Here is a 13,070-nt window from a genome sequence, read left to right as displayed (position 1 = left end):
CTAAGAACGGTTATAGGTATACAACTGGTGTGCGAGGAGTGAATAGGGTGATACTAAAACCCATTAGAACCCGAAAAATCTATGAGCAAATTGTTGATCAGATCGGTCAACTAGTTGCTCAAGGGCAGCTAAAACCTGGCGACCGGTTGCCTTCTGAGCGGGAATTAGTTGAACGGTTTCAAGTAAGTCGTGCGTCTATACGGGAAGCCATCAGTGCCCTTGAGATGATGGGATTAATTGAAGTTCGTTCTGGTGAAGGGACTTACATCAGGCAGGTTAATATAGAATCAGTAGTTACACCCCTAGCCTGGATGCTTTTCATCGAAAAAGATACTGATCTGGAACTTTACGAAGCACGCAAAATTCTCGAGGTACAAGCTGCGGGATTGGCGGCTGAGAGAGCAGATGAAAATGAGATTTGTGAAATGTTTGAAGCCCTGGAAGTCATGCGCAGAGATCTGGAATTGTATCATTTAGGGGAAGAGGCGGATCATAACTTCCATTATGCAATTGCCAGAGCGACGCATAACAAGATTTTGTTTCGTCTAATGAACACTCTTTCGGATACAATGAGAAAGACTTTGAAAAGCAGTCGCAGTAAACTTTATGAACATAAAGATACTCCTGAAAAACTTTATAGAGAGCATCTTTTTATCTACGAAGCCATCAAAAATCACGATGCAGAGAAAGCTCAGAAACTTATGCTAGATCACTTAGTTGGGGTAGAGAACCAACTTGCCAAGGCTATAATCTTAGAGAGTAAATAAAAGAGGCGGAAACACAGCTGAAGTGTTTCCTGCCTCTTTTGGCTAAGAAAGTTAACTATTAAGAATGAGGGAGATAGCGAAAGGTAATCATACTATGTAGGAAGGAAATCTGAGATAGAAAGCGAATAGTCATGGACAAGAAGTAATTATTAGCGAGGATGTAACTATGACATGTCAAATGGTATACCACAATGGGAATTGTCTAAATACTAAAAGACCTTATGCTCGTTCGTGTAAATTATGTATAGAGAGTTGTCCGCATCAGGCTATCTCAGAGTATCGAGAGCTGGATACTAAACAATGCACAGAATGCGGGGTTTGTATGGCTGTTTGCCCGAGTGGTGGTTTTGTAGATCATTCAATTGACAAGCTCCATAATTACCTGTCAGAGTCAGAAAGAATCGTTTTAAACTGCCCAAGGGCGGTCCCTCAGGGTTTTGAGATTCCGTGCTTAGGGATACTGGATCGAGACAGTTGGATGACTCTGATGTTGCTGGCTAAGGAAAAAACAGCAACTATTATAACGGGAGTTTGCTCAGACTGTGAGGATCGACAGGCCTGTGCATCCAGTGTTGAGATCTTTAAACAGGTTCATGCCGACTGGCCGGACCATCCTGCTGTCCATATTAAAGTACGACCAGATCAAGGGCTTGCTGAGAAACCGGTGCTTACAGAAGTTGGCGGACGCAGGACCGTTACTGAAAAGGATTCTAAATTGGGCTGGCGGCAAAAAAGTCGAGAGAAAATAGAGGACTGGTTGCCAAGCATGGCGGCGGATGAATCGTATCAAATTCCAAAAACTCGTCAGTGGCTTCTCGAAGCCTTTGAGGTTTCGGCAGAGGAAAAGATCCCTTTTCATGCTTTAGCTGTAGTTGCTGATTCATGTACCAGTTGTGGTGTTTGTGCGGCAATTTGTCCCCAAGGAGCCTTGCAAAAGCGAGAAGAAAGGAACTCAGACACTGGTGAGGGAGATCAGACAAAAGAGGAGCAGATCACATCCATGCGGCTTATTTTTGAACCACAGAAGTGCGTTCAATGTCACCGTTGTGTGGAAACCTGTCGGTCAAAAGCTCTGACATTTAGTTTTAAGCCCTTATCACATCGGTTAATTACTGGAAAAATATTAGTCCACGAAGGCTGTCCCAAGTATTGTAACCAATGTGGAAAACGAATTTTTGATAAAGGAGAATTATGCTTAGTCTGTGCCACCAGTGATCCTGCCAACAGAGGATTCTTCTCCCTCTAGTTGTACGTTAAGCATGGTGTCCGCCACACCCGCAATGAGCGCTATGCTCGTGTGCTTTTTTCTTGGGTTCACGCAAAACTTGGTCGGTTAGATGGGTTACATGAGAAATAGGTTGTTGTTGAATATCTTTAGCTAAGCTTATAATTTCTTGGATTTCTGCTTTAGATAAACCTGCATTTGTTCCCTCGGTAATTGCTAGACGGAGTGCTGCCAAGGCATTACAGGCAACTGCAGCAGAAATTTGTGCTAAAATGATAGAACGTTGGTCAAGACTCATTAAACATTCCTCCCAAACTAATCTTATATGTAAGCTAATCTCAATCTTAGCACAGAATAGTTTCTGGGGCAAAAAACAAGCTAACGGATGTCTACCCTGAATCCGTAAAGGATTAGAATGCCGATAACATAACAATTGACTCAATCAAGCTGCTAATATGAAGCCGAGTCAATGAAAGAAAGGAATTAGGATGAACGAGTATCAAGTTATAGTAGTAGGTGGCGGGGCTGCAGGTATGATGGCTGCCGGACAAGCTGCAAGAGGAGGTGCAAAGGTCCTTTTACTTGAAAAGAAGGAACGTTTAGGCCGGAAAATTGCAATTTCAGGTAAGGGGCGCTGTAACATAACTAATGTTGAAAATGTGTCTGATTTTATTAGCCATTATCCTGGAAATGGACGCTTTTTACACGGCATTTTGCGGGATTTTGATAATGTGGCCTTGAGAGAATTTTTCGCCAGTTATGGAGTTGAGACAAAAGTTGAACGAGGAGGACGAGTTTTTCCTGTCTCCGATGATGCGGAAAAAATTGTTGATGCCTTAGTGACGTTTCTCAAGAATAAAGGAGTCACTATAAAATCGGGAATTGCAGTGGAAGAAGTTTTGGTTGAGAATGGACAGGTAACAGGGGTGCGAGGGAATGGACAAAAGTATCTGGCTCCTAGGGTGGTCATTTGTACCGGCGGATCCTCTTATCCCGCTACTGGGTCAAACGGGGACGGATTCCGGTTTGCTCGAAAGCTGGGTCACAGTGTGATTACCCCTCGACCTGCGTTGGTTCCTCTCAAGACAGCTGAAGACTGGGTAAAAGAGCTTCAGGGACTTGCCCTGAGAAATGTTGAAGCATCATTATGGATTGGGGGCAAGAAGCAGACTGTTGAGTTTGGGGAAATGCTGTTTACACACTTTGGAGTATCCGGTCCCATTATTTTGACGTTGAGTCGTCAAGCGGGGGATGCCCTTCGTGAAGGAAAACAAGTCGAACTCCTGATTAATCTTAAACCAGCCCTTTCAGCAGAACAGTTAGATCTCCGGGTTCAACGGGATTTTCAAAAGTATAGTAATAAGCAGTCTAAAAATGCCCTGGATGATCTTCTACCCCAAAGCTTGATTCCCGTTCTAATCCGTCTCAGTGGGATAAATCCAGAAGGAGTAGTTCATCAAATCAGCCGTGAAGAACGCAAGTCCTTGGTTAAATTATTACAAGGATTACCCCTCACCATCATAGACACTCTCTCCATAGAGACAGCCATTGTAACGGCAGGGGGAATTAGTGTGAAAGAAATAAATCCTAAAACCATGGCCTCAAAATGTGTTGAAGGACTTTATTGGGCTGGTGAGGTTGTAGATGTTGACGGCATAACAGGTGGATATAACCTTCAAGCTGCTTTTGCCATGGGCTACAGAGCTGGTCAAGCAGCGGGGAATGTTGTCAGTCAATGGTATGATTAATACGCTTTCTGCATAGACTCTTTCGAGGTGATGTTCGTGCGTCGAAGAGGAAGTTTATTAGAGTGGTTGTGGAACATAGTTCAGCGAGGAGAACGCCGGATTATCAGGGTTATGGTCTTGGCATCAGTTTTACTTTTATTAATGCAGTTAAGTGCGGTAAGGGATCCACTTGATTTCTATATGACAGTAGCGGCCAAGGTGGAAGCTCCTCCTATGGAATTGCCTGCACTCGCCAATGCTGAGCGTGAAGGAGTGGTTAAGACATGGCAGATAACTTTAAAAGCTACACCGGCAGCGCCAATTCGTGTGGTTCAAAATGGTACGGTAATTGCTGATTTGTCAAAAGGAGAACAACAAATAGCGGTTCAATCCGGTCAAATCCAGTTGGATGGGATAGGAGTTGCTCAGACCATAAGAGTTCAGGTCATAAAAAAAGATGCTCGTTTGCTTGAACCCCGTCATAACCAGACCATGATATTACAAGGTAATATCATGAACTTTACTGTGAAGCCCTAGTGTTGCAAAGCGCTCTTCGTAGTACTATAATTATTGGTAATTATTTGTTTTGTTATATTCTCATTTATTAGATGAGAAAAGGAGGGTAGTATGGCAGGATGGAGGGTATCCCGGTTATTATAATAAAGTTTTTACAATTAGTTTTAAAAATTTCATAAGTGCAGAATGGTGGGATGGTTTTATAAGAAAACTAAGACACTGAAAGGTGTCTTTTTCTACCATTTATACTGCTGTTTAATATTTAATAAGTACTGATGAGAGAGGAAGAACGCTTAGATGACACAGAGCAAAAAAATTGCGCTTGCCGCGTTAAAGATGGCTATGACAGAAAGCCGGGAAGAGGAGGTCCATTTAAAAGAGTCCTATCTCAGAAATGGAGTTAAGACAGCCGCAGTCGATTATGGTGGCGAGTATATCGCTTCGGTTCGTAAGATTGTAGAACGAGCTATAGTAGCCGCAAAACGTGAAGGGGCAATTCAAGAAACACATGGGGATGAAGGAGCAGTAGCTGGCGCAACTCGTGAAGCCTTAAGTCAGATAATGAATAAAGCAATGGGCTTAAATATTGGTGGGAAAATTGGAATTGCTCGTCAGAATGATCATTTAAGCGTCGCAGTATTTTTTGGAATAGGACTCTTACATTTAGACGAAGTGGCTGTAGGATTGGGACACCGCGTTGCTCCCAAGGAATAGGGGGAGAAGATGGTGCGAGGAATACGAGGTGCGACAACAGTTAATCGCAATAATGCAGAGGAGATACGGGAAGCAACCCAGGAACTTTTGCAAATGATTCTCAATGAGAATTCACTTTGCACGGAAGACTTGGTTAGTGCGATTTTCACGGTTACACCGGATCTAAATGCTGATTTTCCTGCATCAAGTGCAAGAGCAATAGGCTGGCAGTTAGTACCGCTTCTGTGTTCGACAGAAATTCCGGTACCTGGTGCACTTCCATATTGCATTCGGGTACTTTTACATGCAAATACAGACTGTAGCCAAAAGGAAATTCGGCATATTTTTTTGCGTAATGCGGTAAATTTACGTAAAGATCTTGTAGTAGATATTGATAGTTAGATAATCAAGGGATTAATTAAGCTGTAACTTTAATAAGGAAGTAGGGGAGTGCGGTGAATCTAATCGCTCGACGGAAGAATGAACAACAAGAAACCACTACGGTTCGAGTGGGAGATGTTATCATCGGGGGCCCTCAGTTGGTCGTTATTGCTGGTCCTTGTGCTATTGAAAGTTATGAGCAGTTATTGAGTACAGCCTTAGAAGTGCAACGTCTTGGAGCCACAATGCTTAGAGGCGGAGCCTATAAACCAAGAACTTCTCCCTATTCTTTTCGTGGTAGAGGGATAGGCGGCTTGGAAATGTTATCCCAAATTAAGGCACTAACCGGACTGCCGGTAGTTACAGAGATAATGGATGCTCGTGACATCGAGCGGGTTGGGGAAGTCGCTGATATGTTTCAGATTGGATCCCGCAATATGCAAAACTATACCCTGCTAACCGAAGTTGGGAAAACCAAGCATCCGGTTTTATTAAAACGGGGCTTGGCCTCAACCTTAGAAGAATGGATTTATGCTGCAGAGTATATCATGGCAGAAGGGAACAATCAGGTGGTTTTATGTGAACGAGGGATTAGGACGTTTGAGACATATACCCGCAACACAGTAGATATCACTGCAATTCCTGCCTTAAAGGAATTAACGCACCTCCCTGTCTTTTTAGATCCCAGTCACGGTACAGGTAAATGGTCACTGGTTAGCCCGGTAGCTTTAGCTGGAATAGCTGCGGGTGCTGATGGCTTAATGATTGAAGTTCACCCTCAACCGGAGCTTGCTTTAAGCGATGGGGATCAATCTTTAAATTTCGAACATTTTGCGGAACTCATGGGAAAAGTAAAACCTGTGGCAGTAGCCGTGGGACGACAATTATCTGCGGAATGACTGTTCTGGGAGTGAACATTGGAAATTGGAAAAAAGATTTAGAAGGCATCAACAGTTCTTATATGACTGTTGATGCCTTTTTCATACAATTGAGTATTAAATCGGAAACTGTCTTGACTGTTACTCGGAATTGCTTTCTAAAGGTAACATTTCGATAATTTTGCAGTAATCAATTAATTAAGTAATTAGGTAATATAGTAACAATTTGAGGAAAGGCAATCAGAAGTACAGTCACAATTACGGCGGCAAGGATAAATGGCCAAACACCCCGGAAAACGGTTCCCAGAGGTACGTCTTTAGCTACCCCTCTAATAACATAGGCATTGATGCCTACAGGTGGGGTTATTACCCCGATCGCCACTGTCATACAGATGATTACCCCAAACCAGATGGGGTCGTAACCCAGAGTATCTACGACAACTGGGTAGAAAATTGGTACTGTCAGTAAGATGAGCGGAATCATCTCGATAAGAGCACCTAAAAACAAATAAATTAAAAGAATGATCAGCATGATAAAAAAACGCGGTAGGGCTAGACCGCCGACCCATTCAGCAATTTCAGAAGGAATTCGACTAATACCTAAAAAACGGGTGAAGATAATAGCTCCGGCTACCATAAATAAAATCATGGCTGTTGTATTGGTGGTATCCTTTAAAGCGTGGTTGAATCTTTCCCAATTCATCGTCCTGCCAATCAAAGTAACCAGTAACACCCCTGCCGCCCCAACGGCCCCTGCTTCAGTTGGGGTAAAATACCCCAGAAAAAGCCCCCCGATAGAAATCACGAAAACCGCAATCACTTCTATTAGACCATCTCGCAATGAAGCTAAAACTTCTCGTCCAGATGCCCTTGCCTCTCCAGAGGGTGGACAGAGAGTGGGATTTAGTTTATTAACAACATAAATAGTAAGCATATAAGCAATCATCAATAATATCCCAGGAGTAATGCCAGCCAAGAACAACTTAGAAATTGATTGTTCGGTAGATACTCCGTAGATCACAAAAATAGCACTTGGAGGAATTAAAATACCCAGTGCACCTCCTGCGGCTACACTGGCAGTAGCAAGAGAATCATTGTAATGGTACTTCTTCATTTCCGGAAGAGCAATGGAACCGATCGTCGCTGTTGTCGCCGTACTGGAACCGCAAACTGCCCCGAAAATAGCACAGGCTACTTGACTCGCCACAGCTAATCCACCACCCAAGTGCCCCACGACATTATAGGCAAACTTAAAAAGTCGGGTGCCTATTCCGGAGTGATACGCTAAGTAACCCATTAAAACAAACATGGGAATCACGCTAAGAGAGTAGTTGGCCCAAGAGGTATAAAATTCGGAGGCCATCATTCGGAAGGCGGCAGCAGGAGTCACCAAGTAACTAAAACCGACTAAGCCAACGAGACCCATGGAAATTGCGATAGGCATTTTCAAGCACAAAAATACTATGAATGCCAGAACACCAACAAATCCTGCCACGGTTGGACTCATCTCTGCACTCCCTTTCTTAGGTTATCAATCATAGACCCTAAGGTTACGAGAGCATATGCCAATAAACCAAAAGCAACTACATAGATAAAGAAATAATAGGGGGTTTTAGTGGTCATGGAGACCTGTCCGCTAAGCTTCATATCGTTGGCGTAAATAATAATTCTCCAAAAAGATATGCTCAAAAAAACCAAACACAAGAAATCGATCAGCCCATGAAGCACAGTTTGTACTTTTATGTTAAGTTTATCGGTGAATAATTCTAAATAAATATGGCCGCCTTGTGTTCCACAATAGGCCAGAGAAAGACCTACGACCATTGCTGATAGAAATTCTGTCCATTCAATGGCACCTGGTATCGGAGTCCCAAACTGGCGTGAAATGACATTGCCGACGACCAGTACCATCATAGCGACTACAATCCACCTTGCAATATTATCAAGAATATAACCAGTTTTTCTAGCCGATTTGCTTATTACTCCCATTTTGTCACCACCCTTAAGTATTAAAGAAACAAATAAATAAACGAGGGTCAAGTACTAAATTCACCTTGAAATTTCTTTAGCACTTGAAGCCCTCGTCATCATAGTACTAATATTTATAATTATTTTTATCAACTATGTCCATCACAGCAGTTAAGATTTTTTCTCCTTCTAAGCCCTTACCGTTTAATACGGCAATATAATCGGTGTGCATTGGTTTAAGAAGGTCCAGCCATTTTGCGGTTTCAGATTCGGAGAGGGTTATTATTTCAACCTTCTTTTTGTCCTGTGTATATTTCACGCCTGCAGCATTAATTTTGTCCCACATACCAGGGACAACTCCGCCATAATAATCTTCAGTAGCTTGGGTAATTTGTTTCTGAACATCGGCGGGGATAGAATTCCACTTATCCAAATTCATAGTTACGAAGAATGCTTGATTGTAAATAAAAGGGGTCTGAGTAATGTAGTCACCAGTAACGTCCCCTAATCTGAACCCCTTCAATAATTCTCCCGCAGAAAGTCCGCCCTTCATGATGCCCTTTTGCAATGCCTCATACCATTCGGGCATTGGCATTGTGATTGGTGTAGCACCTAATAATTTAAGCGCATCACCTACTAGTCCTGTACTCGCACCAATTTGCAGCCCTTGTATATCATTCAATGCTCGATAAGGAGCCTTTGACATCAAATTACCTGGTCCGGAGGCCCAACTAAAGAGGTGATGAGTATCCTGCAATTCTTTAGGATTGAGAGTTTTGATCCCTTCCATAAGCGAATAACTGGCTGACATGGAATTCTTATTAAGAATACCTGGCAATAAAAAAGTTTCAACGACCGGAAAACGTCCTCTGGTGTAGGCGTAAGCGGACATACCTATATCGGAGACACCCTTAACAACACCCTCATAGGTTTCTGCAGATTTCAAAAGCGTTTCAGCAGGATAACTCGTAACTTTAACCCGGCCATTCGTAGCTTTGTCCACAGCTATTATCCAACCCTGAGTGATTTCAGTTTCAACGGGGTGGGTAGCAGGAAAAAAGGAGGCCAGTTTTAATTCTATACGCTTCGTTGTCTCAGCAGTGGTACCGCCGGAACTTGCAGGGTTTGAACCGCATCCCGCTGTGCTTAACACTAAACTTATGGCTAATACTAAAGTAAATAATCTCGAATTAGAAGAAATCCTTCGTTTTTTCGCAAACATATAATACATCTTCCTTTCGTTATAAAGCGTTAGCGCAGTGTCTGACCGTTGGAAAACTTTGCGTAAGTAATTAGTTTCTTGTTGTCAGTCCACCCCCTTTGATTGAAAGTATCTAATTGCAAAAAATATGCCATATAATTTAGAATATAAATAATTTTCTGTGAATTACTAATACAATGACTTGAGTGGCATCTTTTAGTTGTCAACGGATGTGAAAACAATTAAAGTTACCACAACCTAAGAGGAATTGCATGATATCTTCAATCTAAATTGGTGCGGAAACACACCATTTGGAGATACATAACACCGAATCAATTTTATAAGTCCAAAATTGCAAAAAATATCTCTCTATCTGTAATGGAGCAGGATTAAGCAATCTTACTACAATGCGGATAGAGAGACTTTTTAGCTGATAGAGTTTAAGTAACATCATTATATCAAAGTGAAACATCCATCGATAATCAGATCACACCCTGATGTATAGGATGCAGAGTCTGAAAGCAGATATATGACTGCTCCAGCTAGTTCTTCCGGAGTCCCCATGCGCTTAAAGGGCGTTGAATTTATCCAGCTGTCCTGAAACTCTTGAGGAACATTATACGTCAACTCTGTAAAAATATATCCGGGACTGATGCAGTTTACCCGTATTCCTTTGCTGCACCATTCCACTGCGAGGGACTTCGTCAAATGTACTACACCTGCTTTAGACGTATTATAGGATGCCGTCTTTTGCGGAGAATTAATAATTGTTCCTGACATAGAAGCTGTGTTGACGATTGCGCCTTTTTTATCATGAGCAACCAAATATTTCGCAAATGCTTGCGAAACAAAGAAAACACCATTTAAATTTATGCTTATAACTTTAAGCCAATCATCGGGTTTTACCTCTAAGGCTGCTTTAGGCAGAGCAATCCCAGCATTGTTAAAAAGCAAATCTAGAGCGCCCATTTCGGCAGCTGCCTTTTCAATTGCCTGAGCTATGATTTCCGGATTGGTAACGTCTACACATACCGCCATAGTTTTACAATTATATTCTTTTGCAATAGAATCAGCAGTGGCCTTAGCTTTTTCTTCTTGCATGTCAAAAATCACAATATCAGCACCAACGGCTGCAATATGTTCAGCAACTATTTTTCCGATTCCTTGTGCTCCACCTGTTACAATAACTACTTTACGTTCAAGTGAAAACAATTTTTTCAACATATCCATATTTCCGTCTCCTTTTAAATATTGAAATGATGCCTACTTGTTTCCTTTTGTGTAAAATGATGGATATAAACCTGAATTAACAATAGCATATAAATGCCGGAAAAAGAAATCTAAATAATCAGAAATTAGCGACCGGACTTGAGTGCTAGGTTAATAAGACAAGGTTTATCATGATCTTTAGTGCGCTCCCTTCAGTTTTTTTAACTAAGAACCTTCCCTAAAGGGTAAAGCATCTCATATCACAATATAAGCAAGATATAGGCCAAATCTTCTTATATATACGGGGTGTTCGGCTAAGAGTCGTTTATTATATCCCAAAGGGCGGGAATAGACTGCTAACGGATAATTAGCTTTAACCGAAGGACCTCCAAAGAATCAGCAAGAAATTAATGAGTGGTGTAACAGAGCACTGAATTGGTGTAGGATTGCACTGCCAATTATCACCACCTCTGACTAAAGATCTTTTGGATCATGAATAGATTTTGTATTCCTTTTTGATTCCATATTTTGTAGCCTTACGCATTACATTTGAGTGGTCAAGACCTAAAGCCTCAGCTGCTTTTCTAATTGAGGGGTAAGAATTGAAAGCCATAGTGATCAGATCCTTTTCTAACATTTCTTTAGCTTGTTGAATCGGTAAGATCTCATTGACTGTAATCGGAGAAATAACCTTGTTCTTAAATTTAGACAACTGTGTGACGACATGCATGGGTTGAATTGAATCTTCCTCTATGACGACTAACAGTCTCTCAATTACATTTTGCAGTTCACGCACATTACCAGGCCAACCATAGGATTCTAAGATAGAAATAGCCTTGGGATCAAGATGTTTTTCGATACCATATTTTTCGTTGTACAGGTGGATAAAGTGCATAGTCAGAGGCAGAATATCATCTTTTCTCTCCCGTAGGGGAGGGACCTCGATAGGTAAAACGTATAAGCGATAAAAGAGGTCTTCTCGAAACACTCCCTCCTGCACTCTTTCCCAGATGTTGCAGTTGGTGGCAGCAATAATACGGACATTTAATTTTATTGGGCTGATGCCACCGAGACGATAGACCTCTTGTTCTTGTAGCACACGTAAGAGTTTAACCTGCAAATTCGCTGACAAGTCTCCGATTTCGTCAAGCAAAAGTGTACCAAGGTTGGCAAGTTCAAACATACCGGGCTTTCCTTGAGGGTTGGCCCCGGTAAAAGCTCCTGCTTCGTAGCCAAATAGTTCTGATTCTAAGAGGGTTTCCGGAATAGCGCCACAGTTTATCTGGATAAATCTTCCGGAAGAGGCTCGGGTGCTTGTGTTATGAATGACTCGGGATAATACTTCTTTTCCTACGCCTGATTCTCCTAAAAGCAAAACAGTGGAGTCTGTTCGGGCAGTACGAATTGCCAAGTTAAGGAGCTTCAGCATCTCAGGGCTTTTCACTATAATTTTATCCTTTCGGAGTTGCTCTATCATTAATTCCGGCAGTTCGGTCTGATGGGTTGCCAGTAATTTGGATTCGCTTAGTTCTTCACCTAATCGTGAGACTGCCGGGTCTATTAGTGGGTGCGGCAGAATGTATTGTCTTTCTTGATAGGAATACTTAGAGGCGGAGGTGGCAGACTCATCCATCGAAGACTCTATGCTCAACTCCAGTTGAACGAGGTCGCTAAGTTTATGCAGTTCAGAAATATCTTGGATATTGCTTACAACTCTCGAAACCTTCCCCTCATTGTCAAAAATAGGATAGCTGGTAACCAGTACTTGCTTACCCGTAGGACTAATATTCTGCACACTGGTGATGGTTCGTCCTTCACGAAGGGCTTTGGCGGTTATGGACTCATACTCAAAAATGCCTTTTTCGAATAAGTCGTTAATATGCTGGCCGATAAAGTGTGAGGCGTCCAAGCCGGTTAAGCGCGCATGGGCCTGATTAAATCTCATACCTCGCCCTTCGTGATCGCAAATTGCTATTCCGTCAAAAGAGGATTCGATAATGGTGTCTAATTCCAGGTTTAATTGTGTCACTGAAGCTTGTTCAAATAGTTCTTGGCTGTGTTGACTTTGATTGACCAGCTTATTATTTAAGTAACTAATTAGTGTCTTGGTCATAATTAATCCAACAAAGTTGCCCTGAGCATCTTCTGCTGGGAACCAAGAATTATTCTCCAGTAAAGCATCTTCTAGTTCCATGCCTTCTTTATAAATAATGATGTCCGTTTGCATAGCATCCTTGATAAGGGCTGCACCCTTGTGAATCTTTTTTTGGGCTGATGCTAAATTGAGAATGCCAACTATTTTTTTATTTTGCACTACGGGAGCAGAAATGAGTTCATGAGCAATCATACTATCCACTGTCTTGGCTAAGGGCTGATCAGGGTCAAACTGCACCAGACTGGGTCTAGCTAATTTAATTAATTTCATAAGACGCTGCTCCTTAATTTTTAGATTAGTGTATAAATTGATTATATTTGCATATTTAAATAAAATAAAGTCTAATTTAT

General features: G+C 41.9%; 13 protein-coding genes. 7 read left to right on the top strand and 6 right to left on the bottom strand.

Features of this window, described 5'->3' with window-relative positions:
- Positions 1-47 precede the first annotated feature (47 nt).
- The gene (locus tag LJE72_RS12850; RefSeq protein ID WP_229247997.1) at positions 48-767 is read left to right on the top strand and encodes a FadR/GntR family transcriptional regulator; all 720 of its coding nucleotides are present in this window, start codon (positions 48-50) and stop codon (positions 765-767) included.
- A 166-nt stretch (positions 768-933) separates the two neighbouring features.
- Positions 934-2,013, top strand: coding sequence for a 4Fe-4S dicluster domain-containing protein (locus LJE72_RS12845; RefSeq protein WP_229247996.1), 1,080 nt, complete (start codon positions 934-936; stop codon positions 2,011-2,013).
- A gap of 7 nt (positions 2,014-2,020) precedes the next feature.
- Here LJE72_RS12845 and LJE72_RS12840 read toward each other — a convergent pair whose 3' ends face one another.
- Entirely contained in the window at positions 2,021-2,290 is a 270-nt protein-coding gene (locus LJE72_RS12840) for a hypothetical protein (RefSeq protein WP_073030255.1), read from the bottom strand.
- Between the two features lie 190 nt (positions 2,291-2,480).
- On the opposite strand from LJE72_RS12840, the gene LJE72_RS12835 reads away from it, so the two are divergent.
- The 5 genes from LJE72_RS12835 (at position 2,481) to aroF (ending at position 6,208) form a co-directional block, all read left to right on the top strand.
- The gene (locus LJE72_RS12835; RefSeq protein ID WP_229247995.1) at positions 2,481-3,740 is read left to right on the top strand and encodes a BaiN/RdsA family NAD(P)/FAD-dependent oxidoreductase; all 1,260 of its coding nucleotides are present in this window, start codon (positions 2,481-2,483) and stop codon (positions 3,738-3,740) included.
- Between the two features lie 36 nt (positions 3,741-3,776).
- Positions 3,777-4,256 carry a hypothetical protein gene (locus tag LJE72_RS12830; protein WP_229247994.1) on the top strand — a complete coding sequence of 160 codons (480 nt, stop codon included), beginning with the start codon at positions 3,777-3,779 and terminating at the stop codon, positions 4,254-4,256.
- Between the two features lie 276 nt (positions 4,257-4,532).
- Positions 4,533-4,949, top strand: a complete 417-nt coding sequence (locus LJE72_RS12825) for a HutP family protein (RefSeq protein ID WP_073030252.1) — start codon at positions 4,533-4,535, stop codon at positions 4,947-4,949.
- 9 nt (positions 4,950-4,958) lie between these two features.
- Entirely contained in the window at positions 4,959-5,330 is a 372-nt protein-coding gene (aroH, locus tag LJE72_RS12820; protein ID WP_229247992.1) for a chorismate mutase, read from the top strand.
- A 53-nt stretch (positions 5,331-5,383) separates the two neighbouring features.
- The gene (gene aroF, locus LJE72_RS12815; protein WP_229247990.1) at positions 5,384-6,208 is read left to right on the top strand and encodes a 3-deoxy-7-phosphoheptulonate synthase; all 825 of its coding nucleotides are present in this window, start codon (positions 5,384-5,386) and stop codon (positions 6,206-6,208) included.
- A gap of 169 nt (positions 6,209-6,377) precedes the next feature.
- Here the strand turns inward: aroF and LJE72_RS12810 are convergent, their stop codons facing one another.
- From LJE72_RS12810 to LJE72_RS12790, 5 genes are all read right to left on the bottom strand, one after another.
- The gene (locus LJE72_RS12810) at positions 6,378-7,694 is read right to left on the bottom strand and encodes a TRAP transporter large permease (protein ID WP_229247988.1); all 1,317 of its coding nucleotides are present in this window, start codon (positions 7,692-7,694) and stop codon (positions 6,378-6,380) included.
- Positions 7,691-8,176: a TRAP transporter small permease gene (locus LJE72_RS12805; RefSeq protein WP_229247986.1), complete on the bottom strand. Its 486-nt coding sequence runs from the start codon at positions 8,174-8,176 to the stop codon at positions 7,691-7,693. The genes LJE72_RS12810 and LJE72_RS12805 overlap by 4 nt, the downstream gene beginning before the upstream one ends.
- A 106-nt stretch (positions 8,177-8,282) precedes the next feature.
- Positions 8,283-9,377 carry a TRAP transporter substrate-binding protein gene (locus LJE72_RS12800; RefSeq protein WP_229247985.1) on the bottom strand — a complete coding sequence of 365 codons (1,095 nt, stop codon included), beginning with the start codon at positions 9,375-9,377 and terminating at the stop codon, positions 8,283-8,285.
- Between the two features lie 432 nt (positions 9,378-9,809).
- The gene (locus tag LJE72_RS12795) at positions 9,810-10,586 is read right to left on the bottom strand and encodes a glucose 1-dehydrogenase (RefSeq protein ID WP_229247984.1); all 777 of its coding nucleotides are present in this window, start codon (positions 10,584-10,586) and stop codon (positions 9,810-9,812) included.
- Positions 10,587-11,055: 469 nt separating this feature from the next.
- Complete coding sequence (locus tag LJE72_RS12790; protein WP_229247983.1) at positions 11,056-12,990, bottom strand: sigma 54-interacting transcriptional regulator; 1,935 nt, start codon at positions 12,988-12,990, stop codon at positions 11,056-11,058.
- Positions 12,991-13,070: the final 80 nt, after the last annotated feature.

The sequence above is a fragment of the Desulfosporosinus shakirovi genome (assembly GCF_020595055.1).
Lineage (GTDB): Bacteria > Bacillota > Desulfitobacteriia > Desulfitobacteriales > Desulfitobacteriaceae > Desulfosporosinus > Desulfosporosinus shakirovi.
The sequence above is the reverse complement of the archived record's forward strand: the minus strand, read 5'-3'. Positions and strand labels throughout refer to the sequence as shown.